General features: G+C 54.0%; 15 protein-coding genes and 1 tRNA gene. 7 read left to right on the forward strand and 9 right to left on the reverse strand.

The window, feature by feature from the left end:
* Positions 1 to 9 precede the first annotated feature (9 nt).
* A complete protein-coding gene (locus ACILP3_RS02365) occupies positions 10 to 708 on the forward strand; it encodes an HAD family hydrolase (protein ID WP_395615068.1) in 699 nt (232 codons plus the stop codon).
* A 24-nt stretch (positions 709 to 732) separates the two neighbouring features.
* Here ACILP3_RS02365 and ACILP3_RS02370 read toward each other — a convergent pair whose 3' ends face one another.
* Together ACILP3_RS02370 and pgeF are read right to left on the reverse strand one after the other, a co-directional pair.
* Positions 733 to 2,142 carry an SLC13 family permease gene (locus tag ACILP3_RS02370; protein ID WP_395615069.1) on the reverse strand — a complete coding sequence of 470 codons (1,410 nt, stop codon included), beginning with the start codon at positions 2,140 to 2,142 and terminating at the stop codon, positions 733 to 735.
* Positions 2,139 to 2,903, reverse strand: coding sequence for a peptidoglycan editing factor PgeF (gene pgeF / locus ACILP3_RS02375; RefSeq protein ID WP_395615070.1), 765 nt, complete (start codon positions 2,901 to 2,903; stop codon positions 2,139 to 2,141). Before pgeF ends, ACILP3_RS02370 begins: the two co-directional genes overlap by 4 nt.
* 90 nt (positions 2,904 to 2,993) lie before the next feature.
* On the opposite strand from pgeF, the gene ACILP3_RS02380 reads away from it, so the two are divergent.
* The gene (locus tag ACILP3_RS02380) at positions 2,994 to 3,842 is read left to right on the forward strand and encodes an SDR family oxidoreductase (RefSeq protein ID WP_395615071.1); all 849 of its coding nucleotides are present in this window, start codon (positions 2,994 to 2,996) and stop codon (positions 3,840 to 3,842) included.
* Here ACILP3_RS02380 and ACILP3_RS02385 read toward each other — a convergent pair.
* The gene (locus ACILP3_RS02385; RefSeq protein WP_395615072.1) at positions 3,752 to 4,684 is read right to left on the reverse strand and encodes a DMT family transporter; all 933 of its coding nucleotides are present in this window, start codon (positions 4,682 to 4,684) and stop codon (positions 3,752 to 3,754) included. The two genes, ACILP3_RS02380 and ACILP3_RS02385, sit on opposite strands and share 91 nt — an antisense overlap.
* A complete protein-coding gene (locus ACILP3_RS02390) occupies positions 4,681 to 5,697 on the reverse strand; it encodes a threonine aldolase family protein (protein WP_395615073.1) in 1,017 nt (338 codons plus the stop codon). The genes ACILP3_RS02385 and ACILP3_RS02390 overlap by 4 nt, the downstream gene beginning before the upstream one ends.
* A 530-nt stretch (positions 5,698 to 6,227) precedes the next feature.
* Between ACILP3_RS02390 and ACILP3_RS02395 the strand changes: the two genes are divergently transcribed.
* The gene (locus ACILP3_RS02395; RefSeq protein WP_395615074.1) at positions 6,228 to 8,633 is read left to right on the forward strand and encodes a hypothetical protein; all 2,406 of its coding nucleotides are present in this window, start codon (positions 6,228 to 6,230) and stop codon (positions 8,631 to 8,633) included.
* A gap of 592 nt (positions 8,634 to 9,225) precedes the next feature.
* Here ACILP3_RS02395 and ACILP3_RS02400 read toward each other — a convergent pair.
* A complete protein-coding gene (locus ACILP3_RS02400; protein ID WP_395615075.1) occupies positions 9,226 to 11,508 on the reverse strand; it encodes an EAL domain-containing protein in 2,283 nt (760 codons plus the stop codon).
* A gap of 171 nt (positions 11,509 to 11,679) precedes the next feature.
* Between ACILP3_RS02400 and ACILP3_RS02405 the strand changes: the two genes are divergently transcribed.
* Both ACILP3_RS02405 and crtI read left to right on the forward strand, forming a co-directional pair.
* The gene (locus ACILP3_RS02405; RefSeq protein WP_395615076.1) at positions 11,680 to 12,954 is read left to right on the forward strand and encodes a M20/M25/M40 family metallo-hydrolase; all 1,275 of its coding nucleotides are present in this window, start codon (positions 11,680 to 11,682) and stop codon (positions 12,952 to 12,954) included.
* 83 nt (positions 12,955 to 13,037) lie between these two features.
* Positions 13,038 to 14,645 (forward strand): phytoene desaturase family protein, encoded by a 1,608-nt coding sequence (gene crtI / locus ACILP3_RS02410; protein ID WP_395615077.1) that lies wholly within the window; start codon positions 13,038 to 13,040, stop codon positions 14,643 to 14,645.
* Between the two features lie 50 nt (positions 14,646 to 14,695).
* On the opposite strand, the gene ACILP3_RS02415 is transcribed toward crtI, so the two are convergent.
* Both ACILP3_RS02415 and ACILP3_RS02420 read right to left on the reverse strand, forming a co-directional pair.
* Positions 14,696 to 16,309: a sensor histidine kinase gene (locus ACILP3_RS02415; protein ID WP_395615078.1), complete on the reverse strand. Its 1,614-nt coding sequence runs from the start codon at positions 16,307 to 16,309 to the stop codon at positions 14,696 to 14,698.
* Between the two features lie 189 nt (positions 16,310 to 16,498).
* A complete protein-coding gene (locus ACILP3_RS02420) occupies positions 16,499 to 17,401 on the reverse strand; it encodes a LysR family transcriptional regulator (protein WP_395615079.1) in 903 nt (300 codons plus the stop codon).
* A gap of 89 nt (positions 17,402 to 17,490) precedes the next feature.
* Between ACILP3_RS02420 and ACILP3_RS02425 the strand changes: the two genes are divergently transcribed.
* Positions 17,491 to 18,426, forward strand: a complete 936-nt coding sequence (locus tag ACILP3_RS02425; protein WP_395615080.1) for a sterol desaturase family protein — start codon at positions 17,491 to 17,493, stop codon at positions 18,424 to 18,426.
* The gene (locus tag ACILP3_RS02430) at positions 18,423 to 19,001 is read left to right on the forward strand and encodes a hypothetical protein (protein WP_395615081.1); all 579 of its coding nucleotides are present in this window, start codon (positions 18,423 to 18,425) and stop codon (positions 18,999 to 19,001) included. The genes ACILP3_RS02425 and ACILP3_RS02430 overlap by 4 nt, the downstream gene beginning before the upstream one ends.
* A gap of 168 nt (positions 19,002 to 19,169) precedes the next feature.
* Here ACILP3_RS02430 and ACILP3_RS02435 read toward each other — a convergent pair whose 3' ends face one another.
* Positions 19,170 to 19,739 carry a carboxymuconolactone decarboxylase family protein gene (locus ACILP3_RS02435; RefSeq protein WP_395615082.1) on the reverse strand — a complete coding sequence of 190 codons (570 nt, stop codon included), beginning with the start codon at positions 19,737 to 19,739 and terminating at the stop codon, positions 19,170 to 19,172.
* Between the two features lie 233 nt (positions 19,740 to 19,972).
* A tRNA-Thr gene (locus tag ACILP3_RS02440) sits at positions 19,973 to 20,047 on the reverse strand.
* Positions 20,048 to 20,093: the final 46 nt, after the last annotated feature.

Below are 20,093 nucleotides of genomic sequence, written 5' to 3' on the forward strand. Positions count from 1 at the left end.
AAGATCATCATGACGAAATCCAAAACAACTTTGCTGGCCATATATGATATGGACAAGACCATTACGCGGCGCGCCACTTATAATGGGTTTCTTCTGCATATGGCGTTTAACAAGTCACCGTGGCGATTGTTGCTTGCACCATTTTTGCCAGTTGGTTTGGTTTTATATGCGCTGAAGATTTGGGATCGGGCGCGGCTTAAGCAGTTTTCGCAAATTCTGCTGATCGGCAGACGCGTGCCAAAGGCGCATTTTGCCAAATATCTGGAAAGCCATGCGGATTTGGTTGTGGGCAAAAACGTCTATCCGCAGTTGCGCGCGCGCGTGGCAGAGGAGAAGGCAGCAGGCTATCGTCATGTCATGGCGACGGCTTCTTATCGTTTATATGTGGAGGCGATTGCCAAAAGGCTGGGCTTTGATGATGTCATTGCAACAGACCTTTCGACTGACAGCAGCGGCCATGTGCTGGCGCGGATTGACGGGCATAATTGCTATGACGCGGCAAAGCTGGAACGGGTGAAGGAGTGGATGGAAAGACACGGCCTGGAGCGCGCCAATTGTTATATCCGTGCCTATTCCGACCATGTCTCCGACGCGCCATTACTTGGCTATGCCGATGAGCCTTTCGCGACCAACCCGCATGGCCCGCTTGCACGATTGGCGGAGACGAAGGGCTGGCCTATTCTCGATTGGCGCGTGGCGGAAACCTGATCGCACGCCAAGGCATGCCAATTTTTACAAAATGGCGAGCGCACCAACGAGCCAGACTGCCCCTACAATCAGGGGAATGCCCGCAAGATCAAGATAAAATCCGGCCTTTACCATTTTGGGCAAGGCAATGTGCCCGCTGGCCCATGCAATGGCATTTGGCCCCGTGCCTGACGGCATCATAAAGCCCCAGCTTGCGGCCATGGATGCAGCCATCGCCATCAACCAAGGGTCAGCGCCGGTTGCGGCGACGAGGCCAGCCACCACGGGCAGCACGCCACTGGCGGTCGCGACATTGCTGGCAAATTCGGTGATCAAAATGACCAAAGCGGTCAGCGCAAGCGCGATGATGATGGGATGCACTACGGACAAGGGCTCTAATGCCTCTCCAAGCCACCCAGCAAGCCCTGACTGCGTGATACCAGCAGCGAGTGCCAAACCACCCCCAAACATCATGATAACGCCCCACGGGGCTCTGTCCGCTTCCTGCCATGTTAGCAAAGGACGACCGGTACCATCGGGTATCAGAAAAAGTAACAAAGACCCCGCAATCGCGATGCTGCCGTCGGTAATGCCGCCCTTGGGCAAAAGCGGTTCCAACCATTGCTGCGATATCCAAAGGCCAATGACCAACAACAATATCGGAAGCAGCCGTTTTTCGGCCACGGACATGGGCTGCGCCTTACCGATTGATGCGCGTGCGGCATCTACGTCAAAACTGCCCGCCGTAACATTTTGCACCCGCATCAGGATGAACGCGCATAAGGGCACGCCGACAATCACGATGGGCAGGCCGTAGAGCATCCATGTCAGAAAGCTGATCTGGATACCCAATTGCTTTTCCACAAGCGCGGCTGCAATCGCGTTGGTCGGCGATCCGACAAGCGTCCCAAGCCCGCCAATTGATGCGGCAAAGGCCACGCCCATGATCAACGCACCTGCAAGGCCGTCTGTTTCTCCAGGCTTTGTCCCGCCAGCGGCAAGGACGGCAACCGCGATCGGCACCATGATAAGCGCGATGGAGGTGTTGGACATCACCATGCTGAGCAAGGCAGTTGAACCCATGAACGCGATCATGAGGCCCGTGACGCTATGTCCAGATTTTCCCAATATGGCGAGGGCGACGCGGCGATGCATGCCCGTACGTTCAATGGTGAGCGCCAGAAATGCGCCGCCCAGAATGAGGAAAAGGATGGGCGAGTAATATTCCTTCGCCACGTCCGGCGAGGTCATAATATTCATCAGCGGCAGCGCCAGAAACGGCAGCAATGCGGTGACGGTCAACGGCAAAGCTTGCGTCATCCAATAGGTCGCCATCAAGATGGTGAGGGCGGCCACGTGCCACGCAGATGGTTCCATGCCTGTGGGTGCAGGCAAAAACAGCATGACTAAGAAGACAACAAGTCCGCCCCAAAATCCGACCCGATCTGCCTTCATGTGCGCAGTCCGATCATAGACATTTGCCCGCCATATCCCGGTTCGTTCAGGTGGCAACTGCGCCGATAACTGAAAAACCGTTCGGGCTGGCTGTAGGTATCCTGCCCCAGACATTCGACCACATTAATGCCGGCCGTCGCAAGTCGCGACGCGACATAGCCTTCGATATCAAATTGATAATGGCCCGCTTTCCCATCGGTGAAGAAGCGTTCGTTTGCCGCGGCATGTTCAACGAAGTTGCGGAAAAAGCCTTCGTCCACTTCATAGCTTTTTTGCGCGATGCATGGACCGATGGCGCACACTATTTGGTCGCGCATGGCCCCCAATTTTTCCATGGCAACTATCGTGCTTTCATTGACTCCGGTAATTGCGCCTTTCCAACCGGAATGCGCTGCGCCGACGACGCCAGCGCGGGTGTCTGCAAATAAAACAGGCACGCAATCCGCAGTTTGGACAGCCAACAAGATATTCGGGCGATCTGTTACCAGCGCGTCAGCCTTGGGTGGGTCGTCTTGATCTATAGGACCAGTGACAGTGACCACATCAGGTGAATGTATTTGATACACACGTGAAAGTGCTGCCCCGGGCATGATTGCGGCAACCGCGCGCCGCCGGTTTTCGATGACATTTTCGCGCACATCGTCCGAACCAAGGCTGCAGTTTAGCCCGGCATAAATGCCCTTAGAAACACCACCGATACGGCCAAGGAACCCATGTGCAATGTCACCTAATGCATCCGACCTGATTACCTCAACTGCCATGCCTTGCGCTTCCTCCCGTCACCTCTATTCGCAACTGCGGCGCTTGACGGCAAGCCATTAGATTGCGATCCAGAATATATGCAGCGACATATGCTTATATTTGGAATGGGCTACACCGCCACTCGGCTTGCCGACACTTTGCGCGCCGACGGCTGGTTGGTTTCGGGCACAAGGCGGATGAGCAGCGGCGATGCCATTGCGTTTGACGATCAAGCTGCGGTCCTGACGGCGCTGGAGACCGCAACGCATATCTTGTCGAGCGTTCCGCCCATGGCCGAGGGCGGCGATCCAGTGCTCCAAAAATATGGCGCGGCAATTGTGGCGCGCGACGACTTATGGGTTGGCTATCTCTCCTCCACAGGGGTCTATGGCGATACTGGCGGCGCATGGGTCGATGAAAGCGCACCGATAGGCAGCGGACGCCGCACCGCGCGGGCCGAAGCCGACCTTGCGTGGCAGGCCTTGCGCGACGATGTGCATGTTTTCCGTTTACCCGGCATTTACGGCCCGGGCAGATCGGCGCTGGAACGAGTGGCAGAGGGCAAGGCGCATCGTATCGATATGCCGGATCAGATTTTCAGCCGCGTCCATGTTGACGACATTGTCGCTGCGGTCATTGCCGCTTTTGATGGTCCCGCGGGGGTCTATAATATCGCCGATGACATGCCCGCGCCGCAAAATGATGTCATCGAATATGCGTGCGACCTGCTGCAACGGGATTGGCCGCCATTGCAGTCCATCGCGGCGGCGGGCCTGTCGGTTATGGCACGCGGATTTTATGCCGAAAACCGCCGCATTGCGAATATAAAGGCGAAACGGCTTCTACATTGGATGCCGCGATATGCCGATTACCGGCTGGGCTTAGGCGCCTGCATTGCGACAACCAAGCCAAGCATCGCCAATGCGCCGCCCGCCAGCGCCAGCGTTGACCAGACATAGCCTTCGAATATCGTGGACAGGATCATTGCGACCACGGGAATGACGACGCCGGTATAGGCCGCCTTGCCGGGGCCAATGTCGCGGATCAGGCGGAAATAGAGCGGGAAGGTGACGACCGTTCCAATGATGCTGAGATACAGGACGCCGCCAATATAGCCGGGACGCATATCGACAATCGGCGGACCCGCTGTGATGAAGGCATATATGCTATTGCCAATGCTGCCCCACAACATCGACCATGCCAAAACCGTGATGGTTGGAACACGCGCTATTCGAGGCGTGACCTGAAGCACGTTGGACACAGACGCCGTCGCCACGGCACATAACACCAAAGATAGCCCCAGCAGCACGTCCGCCCCGCCCATTGGTGCGGCGCGATATTCCTGCAACATTAGCAATCCCACCCCGACGCTGGCAATCAGGGAGCCAAGTTTGAACGCCCCGCTGATGGGTCGTCCCAACCAATATTTGGCCAACACCGCATTGGGTACAATTAACAAGGCGAACACCACCGCCACAAGGCCGGAGGTCACATAATGTTCGGCGGTATAGACAAAGTTGAAGTTCAGCCCGAATTGCAACACGCCCAGCAACATCGTCCAACCGACCATCGAGCGGTCAATCTTCAGCGATTGCCGCATCACCAGCGCAAGGATGAACATGCCGATCGCCGCCACGACGAAACGATAGGTCACCGACCATGTCGTGGGTACCGTGCCCAATTGATCGCGGATGACCAACCAAGTCGACCCCCAGATCAAAGACGTCACCATGAAGGGTATCCATACCCGTGGCGTCAGAAAACCGGGTTCTTCTTGGCGCGCATTTTCTGCCATGCTCATAAGGCCGCGATCGCGCGGGCCAATGGGGCGACGTCGGATTCTTTATGTTGCCAACTGGTCACCAGCCGCGCCGCGCCCCAGACATCATCAATCACGCCCCAATCGTAAAAGTCAAAACCCTGCGCGCGCAATGCCGCCGCTTCGGCGGGCGTGAGGCGCAGGAACAGCTCATTGGCTTGCACAGGGTATAACAAGCGTTCGCCCGCCGCCTGCGCAATGACCATCGCTGCTGCATTGGCGGAGCGCGCATTGTGCAGCCATAAATCATCCCGCAGCATGGCGAGCAATTGCACCGCAAGGAACCGGCCCTTCGACTGCAAATGCCCCGCCCGTTTGCGGCGATAGCGCGCGGCATCGGCCAAGGTCGGGTCAAAATAGACTAAGGCTTCTGCCCCCATGCCGCCATTTTTGACAAAGCCGAAGCTTAAGATATCAACCCCTGCGTTCACCGTGACGTCGGCAGGCGTGCATCCCAGATGCGCCACCGCATTGGCAAATCGCGCGCCGTCCATATGCAGACCAAGCCCGCGTGCGCGGCACAGGGCGCCCAACGCCGCAACTTCGGATGGGGTGTAGACCATACCATATTCAGTGGCGTTGGTAATTGATACAGCGGCGGCCTGTACCTGATGCACATCCTTGCCAATGGCGTCGAGTGTGGCGGTGACGGTCGCAGGCGTTATTTTCGCCCCGTCGCCGTCGACCAACATCAATTTTGCGCCAGCGGTGTAGAAACCCGGTGCGCCGCATTCATCAACCTCAATATGCGCCTCGCGATGGCAAATGACGCCCTGATGCGGCTGCACCATTGATGCGAGCGCAAGGCAATTCGCGCTAGTGCCCGTCGCCACCCATAGAACAGCAGCATCGCGGCCAAAGAGTTCGGAGAATGCCGCATCCAACCGCGCGCTATATTGGTCACCGTCATAGGCGGTGTCGATATGATTGGCATCGGCCATGGCTTGCATGACAGCAGGATGCACCGGGGCGGCATTGTCGGAAAAGAAACGCATGGGCAGCGCATGGCGGGAAAATGCGTGCGGCGTCAAGTAGGTAAGGGGCGAGGCAGGGTCGGCGTCATGCATTCCGCCCCATCGACTTGCGATGGGGAGGGGGACCGTTCGCGTAGCGAATGGTGGAGGGGCCTAAGCCGCCAAAGGCCCCTCCGTCACCCGACGCTGGCGCATCGGCTGCCACCTCCCCATCGCAAGTCGATGGGGAGGATAGAATCAGCACCCGCCTGTTTTAATTCCAGGGGGACCGTCGCAGACGGTGGAGGGGGCTGGCCTTTCAAGCGCCATGCCAGACCGAGGGCCCCCTCCGTCAGTTGCTGGGCAACTGCCACCTCCCCGTGCCGGGGAGGATTTTCACCCATTTTTCCATAGACAAGACACGAACAAAATGTCACTAAATGTCATAAACGGTCCAGTTTACAATGAGTTACGTCAACATGAACTGCGAGCGCGATGGATATTCAAAGCTATCTGAACAACATTAGGACGGTCGGTGCGTCGGATTTTGTTTTCTATCCGGAGCGCGCCCGTTGAGCCTCTTGCAAGCCCTTGCTTCGGCCAAGACCGAAGAGGATGTCAAAGACGCCTATATCAAGGCGCTTGGCCTCAAAAATGTGTCCAAGGGGCTGGTCGATATCCAGACGCCCGAAATCTGGTTTGAGGCGAAGGAAGCGGCAACCCCGCCATTGCTGATGTTTGCGCAATTATTGGTTTATGTCCGCGCCGCGCGCAGACGTGGCGAACCCATCCCCGGCTTTCTAGGTGTCATTGATCGGGAAAAGGCGGCGCTGATGGCGACCGAGCATGCCCTGCCTTTGTTAGAGGATGACGATATCATCTGGCCCAAATCCGGTTCGGCGGCGGACAAGGCGCTGGCCGCGCAAATCGCACCAGTGATTGAAGGCCATTTCGTGCTCTATCCGATCAACGGGTATGAGGCGGAGTTTATCAAAGCCACCAAGGATGTGATCCGCCAAGGCCGGATCATCCGCACCCCCATCACGCCGGACAATCTGCGGCAGGTGTTCGACAAATGGGTGACGATGGTTGGCGTTGAATTGGGCGTCACAGGGCAAGTCGATTATGCCATATTGTTCTTTGCCGACATCATGCATGACGGACATAATGAGGCAATGCAGGGGCCTGCCGGGGCACGCTTGCTTTTCAGTGGCGACAAGCCAGTGTTCATCGTCGGAAACCAACAATATGAATTGGCCAGTGATCGCGGCTATCGCAATTTTTGGAATATTTACCACCGCCCGCCCGAAGAAAAGCACCGGCATTATCTGCTGCAACGGCGTGACAGCCTGCTGCCGATGGATGAGCAGAAGTTTAAAGGCGCGTTCTACACCCCCTTCCACATTGTCGATAAAGCGTATGACCAATTGACCGCCACCTTGGGCGCGGATTGGCAGGACAGATATATCGTCTGGGATAATTGCGCGGGCGTTGGCAATTTGGAGGCAAAACACAGCAATTTGCGCAATGTGTTCATGTCGACGCTCGATAAGGAAGATGTGACGATTATGCGCGGCAACCCTGCCTTCGCCGGGGCAGAGATTTTCCAATATGATTATCTGAACGACGATGTGACCGACTTTGGAGAGATTGATTATAGCCTGACGGGCAAGGTGCCGCTGGCCCTGCGGCAGGCAATTGCCGATGCAAAGGTGGGCAAAGAGGGCGCGAAGCCGATACTGGTGCTGATCAATCCGCCTTATGCTGAGGCGACTAGCGGTGGGCTTGCCGTCCCTATAGTGGGTGGTAAGAACAAGCTTGGCGTGGCAAACACCCAATTTGCACGCACTGCTATGGATCAATATGGCAAGGCAACAAATGAGTTGTTCATGCAGTTCATCGCTCGGGCATACAAGGAATTGCCGACAGCGAAGTTAGCAATCTTCAGCAAAGTAAAATATATTTCAACGCCGACATTGAACGATTTTCGAAACGTCTGGCGCGCTGAATATCTCGGTGGGTTCGCGGTCCACAGTAGAACATTTGAAGGGTTGAAGGGTGATTTCCCTATCAGCTTCTTCATCTGGGACACTGGAGGGACACAGGTTATCGACAATGTCACGGCGGTGGCACTGGACAAGGATGGTAATCTGGTGGGTGAGAAGGCCTTCCTCAATTATGATAGCCTTAAACTGCTGACTGACTGGGTGGCTAGGCAGCCTTTGAACAGGCAAGCGGTGATCCCTCTCAAGGGAGCAATTGACCCAGCAACTTCGAGCGCTGATCTGCGTGGTACCCGATGGTCTGAGGGGGCCATTGCATGGTTGAATTGTGCAGGAAATGACTTTCAAAACGCCGTTGCAAAGACATTCCTCCTCTCTTCAGGCTATAGCAGTGCCAGAGGGTTTTTCGTCACACCAGAAAACCTCTGGCAAGCCGCCATCGTCTTTTCCGTCCGCCGCCTCATAAAGCCGACATGGCTCAACGACCGCGATCAGTTTCTGCAACCCTCCGAGCCGTTGACGGAGGCCTTCAAATCCGATTGTCTAATCTGGATGCTGTTCAACAATAGCAACCTCACTGCTGGGGCAGATGGGTTGCGCTGGAATGATCGCGATTGGTCGCTCATCAACCACTTCATCCCATTTACTGAAGCGGAAGTCGGCGCCAAAGCGCGGTTCGCGAGTGAATTCATGGTGCGCTATATGGCGGGCATGGCGTTCTCCCCCGAAGCGCAAGCGGTGCTCGATGAAGGGCGCAAGCTGTGGACGCGGTTTCACGCCATCGACTTTCCGCATAAGATTAGGGATGAGTTAAAACTCAATCGCGCGGACGCAGGCTGGTACCAAATCCGCAAGGCACTGGAACAATATGGCGACACCGAATTGACCGATTTTGATCCGTTCAAAACCGCCTACGCCACCTTGGGCAACAGTTTGCGCCCCATGGTTTTTAAACTGGGTTTCTTGCCAAGCTAATGGACAAAGCCCCCTCTCCCCCAACCCCTTTTCCCCTGAAGGGGGTGAAGGGCGTGAGGTGCGTGCGGGGGGTTTCTAATTCCTCCCCGGCACGGGGAGGGGGACCGTCGCAGACGGTGGAGGGGGCCCCTCCGTCAGTTGCTGTCGCAACTGCCACCTCCCTATCTTTAGTCGATGGGGAGACGCAAATGGGCCGTGTGCAGATCAACCCCGACCGATATTTCGAAACCGACCGCATCATGCGGGAGATTATATTGCCCTTCCCCTGAACCCTTTTTGGCCCGCGACGGCGTGCATGGACACCCATATAAAGTTAACATCACTTATGTTTTAATAAACTATAATATTAGTTATATGTCTTACAAATAAAAAAAGGGAACTAATGTCCCCCTTTTTCATTAATTGAAAATATCTTATCCGTTGACGCCGCCTGCGCGACCACCACCGAAAAGCCAGTCCCAAAAACCTGCTGTTTGGTCTTCGACTTGCTTAGCTTTTTCAAGCGCTTTCATGTCGTTTCTCCATTAAAACGTGGCCTGCTCGACCAACTATTTAATATAATGGAAAATTAACTATCTTCAACAATTGTTTATTAACCAACTTTATTATGAAATGCCGTAAAGTATATGGAGCAGAAATTGAGAAGATTCAGCGGAGTAGCGATGATCTTCCCTTTTCCTTTATGGCAGGCATGGCGCCGTAACGCGGTAAGTACATCGCGGTCATCAATGCCATTCGCCGTCGTAATTATGTGGTTTGCTTTGGCGATTCGCAGTGCGCCTGCGGCAAATATTGCGCTGCTCGTGGAACCCAAAAGTTCTGCGCAAAAACTCTTTGCCAAAAATATTTCGTCCGGCTGAAATATATTGATCAAATCAATGTCGGCATCGGTTGTGCCGAAATTACCTATACCAATGCGAAAGCCATTTAACTGTAACTTATGTAATATCACGCGGACGGCATCATTCCATTTATGGTCGTGCAGATCGATGACTTCGAAGGTCAGGTTGGATGGCTGGCATTTGGCGTCCAAAATATGGTGCAGCATATCCGCTGCAAAGCCGTCCTCCAAAAGAATATCAGTGGATATTTTGACATTGATGGCAAAGTCGGATTGCTGTTGGACCAATTGCCCTGCGGCCATGATCGCCTGTGTGCATAAATAGGTGCTGACGGTTTTTAAGGTGCCGCTGTGCCGGGCCATTGCAAATAATTTGGCGGTATTGATTTGACCATAAGCAGGATGCGTCCACCGCAGCGCGGCTGCGGCGGAGCGGACCTGACCGTCACCCAAATTTTGCTGTGCCTCCAGCACCAATTCCAAATCGCCATTGTGCATCGCGGTTGCAAATTCGGACGCGAACTGCGGCTGTAACACATTGTAGAAATCGGCAGTGGTGGCGATGGTGAAGCTCGATTGCGACACGCTGGCGTCTATCGATGCGGCAAGCGCGCTTTCCATGCGGCTTTTGATATTTTTGTTCACGTTGCGGTCAACGCCAAAGTAAATATCGATATCGATTTTGCGACCGTTGATCAGCAGTGGTTCGGCAAATAATTGCCGCAAACCGTCCAGATGCTCCGCAAGCTTGCTTGTCGATATGCTTGGCATTTCCCAGAGGAATTGTTGATGGTCATTATGGGTGAGCTGTTGTTCGTCAATCACCGTGGACAGGCGGTGGCCCACTTGCTTCATGATGGCGATTTCGTCCTCTTGCCGGACATATCCCAATCTTGTTTCCGCGCGCATCAGCGTTGCGCCAATGAACAGGGCGTTTGAAACAACCTCCTCCACCAAATATCCGGTCATGTTGAAAAAGCCGGTTGCTGCATTTCGTTGGGACCGCATAAGCGCAGCCTTTTGGCGCGACACTAATATGCCCACGCTTGCGATCAATGCCAAAGCGGGCATCGGATCATTGGCAATGTTCCGCGTTGCCAGCCAACTGCTCGCGCTCAAAATGGCCAAAGCGGCTGCCCAGCTGATATATTTGCTATATTGAAGGCCGCGCCGCGTGAGATGTATCGTGGCAATGATGATGGCAAAGGCGAAAAAGTAAAACCAACCCCAGCTGACCGGAATACCGCTTTTCAGTGTCTCTGCCGCCAATGCATGAAAGATAACGCCGGGTTGGTCGCCCCATCCGGGCATTGAGTGGATATCATTTTGCGTGGGGTCGGTGACACCCAATATGACGGTCTTCCCTTTCAATATATCCGGGTCTGCGGTCTGTTCGAAAAGACGGATGGGCGATATTAAAGGCACTGATTTTGGGTCAAACGCATAATCGACGGGAAAATTATCGAGCTTTGTTTGATCCAAGCCCGCAATACTGGCCGCAAGTGAAATAAGCGGACCACGTTCGGTCTGTATGTGTATCGGCGCGTCCCAAACGAAACCGAAAAGATATGGAAGCGAAGCTGACACCACATCGGTTGAACCCACGACCGCCGGGTGGGAGAAGATGGAACGGGCTGCGTCATTTTCGGATCGTGAGGCAAGCGCGATCACTTTGGTCGGCGCTTTGAGCGTTTCGAGCGTATTGCGCAGGCGATTGTCTGCATATGCGGTGGTGCGGCCTTGATAGCCGATGTCCACATAAATTGCCGCTGGTGCGTAACCGTCGATTTTGCGGAGCAACTCGGCTTGCTTGTCGCGCGGCCACGGCCAACGGCCAATGGCATCAATGGCTGCAGAATCGATGCCGACCACGACAATATCGCCAGATACCGGTTTAACCGCAGCCTTGGTTTGCAGGGCATAAAGCCCAAGCGCCAAGGGTTGAAAAAGATTGAGCGCGCCAAGCACGCCGCAGACAATTGCGACGAGCAGAATTTTTCGGCTGATGGTTGCCTTGTTGAGATTAAGCGCCATGGGCCGGGGCATAGGCCGAACATGGTGAAAATAGTGTTAATCTTGGGCCGTGCGCCGTTATGTGTGTCAAACATGGGCTGATCAGCGGTCTTGGCCAATTGCCATGATGGACAAATTGAAAAGCGGCGGCCAAGATATAGGGGCAAACAACAAACGATAAGGATACCGCATATGTCATTGACCGCAGGCTTGCTAATGATTGCCTCTTTAGGCGCAACAATGACGCCTGCGAAAGGCGATGATGCGGTGCAGAAGGTGGCGCAAAGCGCACGCTATAATGCTTTGGTTCAGCAGCTTGATTCCGAACATGACCGCATCGTCGACGAGATCATCACGCTCGTCGAAATTCCGGCCCCGCCTTTCAAAGAGGCAGAGCGTGCCAAGGCCTATCACGATATGTTGCGCGTAGCGGGCCTTCAGGACGTCGAAATCGATGCCGAGGGTAATGCCATGGGCCTGTATCGCGGATCGGGCCCTGCGGGTGGCCCTGTGCTCATCCTTGCGGCACATCTCGATACGGTCTTTCCCGAAGGCACGCCGTTGAAGGTGCGCCGTGACGGCACCCGATTATATGCGCCGGGCATTGGTGACGACACACGCAGCCTTGCCGTCCTTTTGGCCTATGCACGGGCGATGAAGGACAAGAATATCCGCCCGCGCACCGACATATTGTTCGTGGGCAATGTGGGCGAAGAGGGGCCGGGCGACTTGCGCGGTGTGCGCTATCTCCTCACCAAGGGCAAATATAAGGACCGAGTGAAGGCATTTGTGTCGATGGACGGCACGGACCCCCAACGCGTGGTCAATGGCGGCGTGGGATCGCGGCGGTACCGGATTAGCTATAAGGGGCCGGGCGGCCATAGCTATGGCGCCTTTGGCCTTGTGAACCCCATGGTGGCGATGGGCCAGACGGTGACCGAATTATACAAAATACCCGTGCCCGCTTCCCCGAAAACCACTTATGCGGCGTCGGTCACAGGCGGCGGCACGTCGGTAAATTCCATTCCCCATGAAGTGTTTATGGAATTTGATTTCCGTTCCGAAAGTCCGACGGAACTGACCAAAATCGAACAACGGTTTTTGTCGATCGTGCAGGACAGCGTAAATGCCGAAAACAATGCGCGTGTTGTAAGAGAGGGTAAGATTGTCGCCGAGGCGAAGCTGATTGGTGACCGGCCAGCGGGGATGACGGCGCAAAGCGCGGCGATTACGCAAATTGCCGCGGCGGCCATTCGCGCCAATGGGATGACACCGCAATTATCCGCCTCATCCACCGATTCCAATTTGCCCATGAGCTTGGGCGTGCCTGCCTTAACCATCGGATCGGGCGGAAGTGGCGGCCGCGCGCATGCGCTTGATGAATGGATTGATGTGGAAAAAGCGCAAAGCGTCAAGGGCATGTCGACGGGATTGCTGATGTTATTGACCATGGCGGATATGCCATAACCTCCAGCATAACCTAGGATAACATCTAGGTTGTTCGGCGGCGCTTTAGGCAGTAGCAGCAAGGCAACTAAGGGTGATCCAGAATGTTGCGACGTAAAGCAGTTGTCATTGGTGCAGGTATTGGCGGCATAGCATGCGCCATGCGTTTACAAAGCCTTGGCTTTGATACGCAAATCGTGGAAGCGCTCGACGCCCCCGGCGGCCGTGCCTATGTCCGCAAGGCCGATGGCTTTGTCTTTGATATGGGGCCAACGGTTCTTACCGTGCCGCATTTCATTGAGGAATTGTTTAGCCTGCAGCAAGACCATGCCATGCTGGGTGAACCAGACTTTCCACCGCATATTTTGGATGAAAATAACCGCGTGCGTGAAGGCATTTCGGGCGGACCCAACACCAGCAAATATGTCGAGATAATTCCGATACTGCCATTTTACCGCATCTATTTTGATGACGGCACGTTTTTTGATTATGATGGCGATCCGGTCAGCACGCGGACGCAGATCCAGCGTTTGGCGCCGGAGGATCTCGCGGGATATGAAGCCTTTCACGAGCAAGCCAGAGCCATATTTAAACGTGGATTTTTGACGCTGGGATATACCTATTTCGGCAGCCTTGGGTCGATGTTGCGCGTTGTCCCCGATTTGCTGAAGCTTGGCGCGGTGCGGTCGCTGTTCGGCATGGTCAGCAAATATTTCAAATCCGACAAAATGCGTCAGGTGTTCAGCTTTGAACCCTTGCTGGTCGGTGGCAACCCGATGAAGGTGCCGGCTATCTATGCGATGATCCATTTTGTCGAAAAGACCTGGGGCATTCATTATGCCAAGGGCGGCACGGGCGCACTGGTGGCGGCGTTAGTCAAAAAGTTTGAAGATATGGGCGGCCAGTTGCGGCTGAATGCACCGGTGCAGCGCATATTGGTGGAAGACGGCGTTGCCAAGGGCGTCGCCTTGGCAAGCGGTGAAACGATATTTGCAGATGTTGTGGTGTCGAACGCCGATTACGCCAATACTTATCTCAAGCTCGTCGATAAGGCGCATCGGCGCATTAACCGCGATGCTTTGGTGAAATTCCGCAAGCAATCCATGTCGTTAATGGTGATTTATTTCGGCTATGAATGCCGCGACAATGACCCGGATTTGCGCCATCATAACATCATATTGGGCCCACGGTACGAAGCATTGCTCGATGAGATTTTCGAAAAAAAGGTGATGAGTCCGGATTTCTCACAATATCTGCACATCCCGACGCTGACCGATCCGACCATGGCGCCTGCGGGCCATCATGCCGCTTATACGCTGATCCCCGTGCCCAATAACGCAAGCGGCATCGATTGGGATGTCGAAGGCCCGAAACTCAGCGCGCGGGTGCTGAGCTTCCTTGAAGAACGCGGCTATATCCCTGACCTTGCGGCGCGGTTGAAGCATGTGAGTTTCATTACGCCGGATTATTTTTCCGAAACGCTGGGTTCCTATCTTGGCAATGGGTTTGGCGTGGAACCCGTTTTGACCCAGACAGCCTTTTTCCGTCCGCACAATAAGTCGGAAGATGTGCACAATCTCTATCTGGTCGGGCAAGGCACGCAACCTGGTGGCGGAACCCCGTCGGTGATGATGTCGGCAAAAATGACCGCTCGCGAGATCGCCCGCGACTTGGGCGTGGATGCATCTGTCGTCAACGGCGTGCCAAGTTAGCGGGAAGCCATATATTAAAGACGGCCTTTATATGCGGGTCTTGAAACCCTTCATGTGGCGCGTTCGCTGACTTGGTCCAAAGGACAATCAAGCCGCCAAGAAAAGCCCAAAGTCGCAAAATTGACCGTCACTTCTCCGCCGAGGTTCATCTCAACCACTTTACCTATGACCATCGAACCAAAGCCGCTTTCTTTTGGCGGAAAAACGGTGGGGCCTTCGGACTCGATCCAAGTCATCACAAGGCGATCGGTGATGCCATCCGATAGCTTGTGCCAACTTATGTCAATGCGACCTTCTATATTTGACAAAGCGCCATGCTTAGCGGCGTTCGTGGCGAGTTCGTGCACGGCCATGCCAATTGTCTGGACGGCCGCTGACGACAATTGCACATTTTCTCCTGAGATCGAAATGCGCGAGCCGATAAGATCTTTGAAATGGTTGAGTTGGGCACGGATCAGGGCCTCTAGCGACACCCGCTTCCACTGATTTTCGACAAGAACATCCTGACCGGCGGCCAATGATTGTACTCGGGCAGAGAATTTTTTCAGAAAATCGACATGATTCTCCCCGCGTGTCTGGTTTGCGACTGATAAAACCACAGCGAGCAGATTTTTAGCGCGATGGTTTATCTCACCCATGAGAAGTCGAACGTGGCTTTCACGATTTTTTTCTTCGGTGATGTCGAGATTAGTACCGACGACCCACTCGGTCTGCCCGTCGGGGCCCCTACGCGCTATCTCTACAGCGCGAATGTATCGCACGTCACTACCGTCGCGTGGAAGGATCCGAAATTCGCGCTTGCTTGCGCCACAATTGCTGACTGTGTCTTGTAAAACCGCATCTTGGTCCGCCGCGTCTTCAGGGTGGACGCTGGCGATATAGTCTTCATATTTTACGAGACCATCTGTGGTGGGAGGCAGCCCGTATAGATCGAACATTGCTTTATCCCAAGTGACGTGCCCAGATGGAATATGCCAATGCCAAAGGCCAATGCCGGCGGTTTCAGTCGCCAGATGTATTTTGATTTCACTTTCGCGCAGTTCGTCGATGGCATGCTTTCGCTCGGCAACCCGCTGTTCCAGTTCGAGGACCAGCTCTGCTTTTGTATTCGCCAAATTGAGGTTTAATTCGCGCTCCTTAATCAATTGCCGGTTGGCCACCTGCATACCGTGCACAAGCAACAAATCTGTCGCCACCACAAAAACGTAAAAACCAAGCGCAACTTGCTTGCCAGCGATGCTGAACGAATAAGCAGGGGTGAGGAAATAATAATATGCAACGGCGCCACACAGCAGCGCCGATATCAAGCCAAAGCGAACTCCGAACAGGAACGAGGTGATGATGACGGCCGGAAAAAATGTGACGTAGGGAAATCCCGGCGGGAGTATGGGGGCGGTCGCAACGCGCAAAAACCATGCCGCAGCGAAAATAGCTAATGTGCAAGCTAACTGCAAAAATGGGTTCTGATCTGCCAAAGGGAGACGCATGATCCAACCCGTCATTCGGCTGGAGGTCCCGTTTTCGAGAGTGGTTGTCGCCATGATCCCCCCCTTTATTGTTGCTGCACAGTTGATGGTAACACAACTATGCTTGAAACGAACCATTCTATCAGTAATCGCAATACCGAAGCGGACATTTTTGCATGATGCCCCCGCTTTTGCCAATTTGGTTCTGGCCGCCGTCGCCGGTATATGCGCTGTCAAACGGCATTTACCGGCATGTGCTCCTCAGACTATTGAGCCGGACTGCGACTAGGGTCAGGCACTTGGGGGTCAGGTACTTTGGGGTCAGGCACTATTGGGGTCAGGCACTATTAAATGCACCTTCGCGGGTGTTGCATGCCGGGTAGAAAATTAGCCAGATTCCTTTGGTATCGCAAAAGCGTTTTGCAACGCATGCAACACAGGGTCAGGATTATCATTTTTGAGTGTGATTGCGCTGACATTATACCGCGCACCATCGCTTAAGGGCATAGGCATCACCGCAAGGTCGAGTGCACGTGCCTCCCTGTTTGCGAAGGATGCGGGCAATAAGGTAATCATGTCGCTTTTAGCGACCATAGCAAGGCAGGACACGAGACTGAGAACACGGTAATGCGGGAATCCGGAGCGCCGATATTTTTCTTCTATGTCTGCCGGAATGGCCGAGCGGTAGTTTCGATCATATCCGGGAATGGCCCATTTATACTGTAGCATCTCATCCGAGACAAAGGCGTGCTGTAATAGCGGATGGTCGTTGCGCATCACGGCAACATAGGCCTCGTCGATTATCTTATGGATGTGAAACAGCCGCTGTTGGGGAATAGCGCTCACGCTCGTGGAATGAAAAAGTAACATGTCCGCTTCCCGTTGGCGTAAGCGGCCTGCGGCAATATCTAGCGGAAGCGTTTCCGCCGTCACGCGAATGTCGGGATATGCCTTATAAAATGCCGTCAGGGCTGGCGCTAAGGATGCTTCCATCACTGCGGGGCCGGCAATGAGCCGCAAATGTCGTGTGCCGGATAAAACCTCATCGCCGATTTGCTCAGCTAAAGCCAAAAGCTCCTCAGCCCTTTGCGCAAGGCGGTTGCCGGCATATGTGGGGACGACACTGCGTGTGGTCCTGTTGAACAATTCTGTGCCCAGTTCTTGTTCAAGCAGTTGCAACGATTTGGTGAGCGCCGAATGTGTCATGCCGAGCTCGTTGGCGGCTCGGCTGAAACTTTTGTTGCGATACACGGCGACGAATCGGGACAGACGATTCAGATTTATATTCATGTTCCGATAATTACATAATATGCATTTATTATTCAATTTTTTAAATTTCTGACCAGTCTATCCTCGGTAGCAATCATGGGGAGAAATTTGTGACCATAGAGCAGTTCATCAACCAAAATTGGGTCATAATCGCACTTACTGCTTTTGCACTGGGTATCTTGCTCGAACTGGGTGCTATTCGCTTTCTCAAGCGAAAGGGTGACGTGCCGCTGAAAGACTCGCTGCTCTCGATATTTCTTGGGCTCGCCAGTGATCCGGTAAATGCAATTTTTGCGTTCATCACCACCGCCGCTTTATTTGCGGCGGCACCATTTGCCATTGGCGAAATCCCCATCACTTGGGGATCGTTTCTGTTGTGCTTCGTGCTCGACGATCTGCGATTCTACGTGCACCACCGTATATGCCACCGCGTCCGTTGGGGTTGGGCCATGCATGTCGTGCATCATTCTTCCACCAACTTTAACATGCCCATTGCGCTCCGCCAAAGTTGGATGAAGCACTTTACTGGTACGATGATGCTTAAAATTCCGCTGATTTTAATCGGCTTTGATCCTGTATTGGTTATTTTCTGTGGCGTGTTGAATGCAACCTACCAATTCTTCCTCCACACCGAGACGATCGACCGTATGCCGCGGTGGTTTGAATATATTTTCAACACGCCGAGCCACCACCGCGTGCACCATGGTCGAAATCCAGAATATCTGGATGCGAATTTTGCCGGCACGCTGATCATCTGGGATCGGATGTTTGGCACATTTGTCGAGGAGGACCGCGCCGTGCCCGTTGATTATGGTCTGGTCAAAAACCTAGAGACATTTAATCCGTTCACCATCTTAACGCATGAATATGTCGGCATAGCGCAAGATGCGACGCAGCGCGGACTGAGTATATGGCAGAGATTATGTTACATTTTTGCGCCGCCAGGCTGGAGCCATGATGGGTCGCGTTTGACATCCGCAGATATCAAGCGCGAGGCCGGTTTGCTTCCCAATGATAATGTAACAGCGCCACTGCCGAGAGTGTGATGCCTGCCCATTACGCGCTATCCGATGCGGCCATTGTGCTCGTCACGATCTTTGCTGGAAACATCCTTTGGCGAAACGACCGGATATTGCCGGCTTTTGCCATGGCGTGCTTCGGGGTGGCGGCCTTTATCGGAGTGGTGCGTTTTGGGGGTGGTTTGCAGGAAGAACTTGCAGCGCTGCATGCGGGCGCTTCTCAAGGTCTCGGCCTTGCCGGTGCCTTGGCAATGTTATGCACTTATTTGTTCCGTCCCAATGATGGGCGCAGGATATGGACAATCGCAGTGATATTGTGCGTTGCGACAGCGACCTTATTGTTCGCGCGACCATTTATTGGCCCTATGTTCATATTGGCCCTCATGATCGTCATTTTAGCTTCAATCGCGCGGCCTGTCTCATCGAAGCTAACATGGCTTGTTCCACTCGCGTCCGCCGTAATGCTTGCAAACACTGTGTTCATCCGGCGTGCGCCGTGGCTTGATGAGGCCGTAGCTTGGCATGTCTATCATGTGGTCATTGCTTTGGCTCTCGCGGCACTTGCGAAGGGTTTGATACCAGCCGCACCAAGCGCGCGGTGATTCAAAAAACAATTTTCCGCCATATTACTTTTCAGTGATCGTTTTCTGGCTTCGGCCATAGGCGGCAAACTGCCCTTAACGCCCCGCACTTTGCCGCCTGACCTTATCACTCTGTGAAAAGAGAATATTATTGATTGCTAATCGTCCAAGCCCATCGGACGGATGTGTTTAAACCTGCGCTGCTTGCGGCATGGTCGGCATGCAGACATCATCAAGCCCGAGCACATGGGTCAAGCGGCCAAGTGCAATCCAGGAGCCGATGGAGAAGGTCATATCTACGATTTCGGCATCGGAAAAATGCTGGTGCATCCGGTTCCAAAAATCTTCATCTGTCTTTAGCCCCTTTGGCTTTTCTCCCAGCCGTTCGGCAAATTCTATTGCTAATAGCTCACGGTCACTGAACCCAGTTGCCGTGCGCCAGTTTTCGACGTCATCGTAAAATCCCGCGCCTGGCGGGGTGTTGTCGCGGATTGTTGAAGCTTTCGCCACGTCGCCACCGCTTCGTTCGATATGGCCAAACAAATCGCGATCGGCACGCATAGTGAGGCACAAAGCGCAACCATTTATCTGAGCCGTGCGTATCCTTGCGGCCTCCATTTCACGCATCGACAACTTTGAGTTTTCATAGACAGCCAGCGAATATTGACCCGCCGCCATACCAATTTCAGGTGCGTAATGCGTCCAGACATAAGCGGAGGGATCGGATTCGAATTGGGCAGGAATGGCAACATTTGGCATGGGGCGGTCCTCTGTATGAATCTAGTTATGGTGTCTCGTCGGTTAAATCGCTGACGGCGCACATTTCGATAATAAAACAAACATAGATGATTGTTTTATTATCGCCAAGCGGTTTGCCTTAAACCGTGTCTGGTGAGCCGAGTATGATGATCGCCTGTCTGCGTATTTGCCGTGCCGCCCCAAAACAAAAGTGGTGCCACGAAATAGGGCCTTGGAGATATTGGGGGGCTTCCTGGTGCTGCTGGGGAGGATTGAACTCCCGACCTCGTCATTACCAATGACGCGCTCTACCACTGAGCTACAGCAGCAATACCGAAGGTGCGGCCCTATGCGAAGGCTGGGGCTTAATGTCAA

Origin of the sequence: Sphingorhabdus sp., from assembly GCF_044239665.1 — a bacterium.
In the GTDB taxonomy this organism is placed as follows: Bacteria; Pseudomonadota; Alphaproteobacteria; order Sphingomonadales; family Sphingomonadaceae; genus Sphingorhabdus_B.

Excerpts from the sequence above, each read along its gene's own strand:
- ACILP3_RS02405 (WP_395615076.1), top strand. The coding sequence starts at position 11,680 with ATGTCATTGACCGCAGGCTTGCTAATGATTGCCTCTTTAGGCGCAACA.
- ACILP3_RS02370 (WP_395615069.1), bottom strand. The coding sequence starts at position 2,142 with ATGAAGGCAGATCGGGTCGGATTTTGGGGCGGACTTGTTGTCTTCTTA.
- ACILP3_RS02400 (WP_395615075.1), bottom strand. The coding sequence starts at position 11,508 with ATGGCGCTTAATCTCAACAAGGCAACCATCAGCCGAAAAATTCTGCTC.
- ACILP3_RS02435 (WP_395615082.1), bottom strand. The coding sequence starts at position 19,739 with ATGCCAAATGTTGCCATTCCTGCCCAATTCGAATCCGATCCCTCCGCT.
- ACILP3_RS02385 (WP_395615072.1), bottom strand. The coding sequence starts at position 4,684 with ATGAGCATGGCAGAAAATGCGCGCCAAGAAGAACCCGGTTTTCTGACG.
- crtI (WP_395615077.1), top strand. The coding sequence starts at position 13,038 with ATGTTGCGACGTAAAGCAGTTGTCATTGGTGCAGGTATTGGCGGCATA.
- ACILP3_RS02365 (WP_395615068.1), top strand. The coding sequence starts at position 10 with ATGACGAAATCCAAAACAACTTTGCTGGCCATATATGATATGGACAAG.
- ACILP3_RS02380 (WP_395615071.1), top strand. The coding sequence starts at position 2,994 with ATGCTTATATTTGGAATGGGCTACACCGCCACTCGGCTTGCCGACACT.
- ACILP3_RS02390 (WP_395615073.1), bottom strand. The coding sequence starts at position 5,697 with ATGCGTTTCTTTTCCGACAATGCCGCCCCGGTGCATCCTGCTGTCATG.
- pgeF (WP_395615070.1), bottom strand. The coding sequence starts at position 2,903 with ATGGCAGTTGAGGTAATCAGGTCGGATGCATTAGGTGACATTGCACAT.
- ACILP3_RS02420 (WP_395615079.1), bottom strand. The coding sequence starts at position 17,401 with ATGAATATAAATCTGAATCGTCTGTCCCGATTCGTCGCCGTGTATCGC.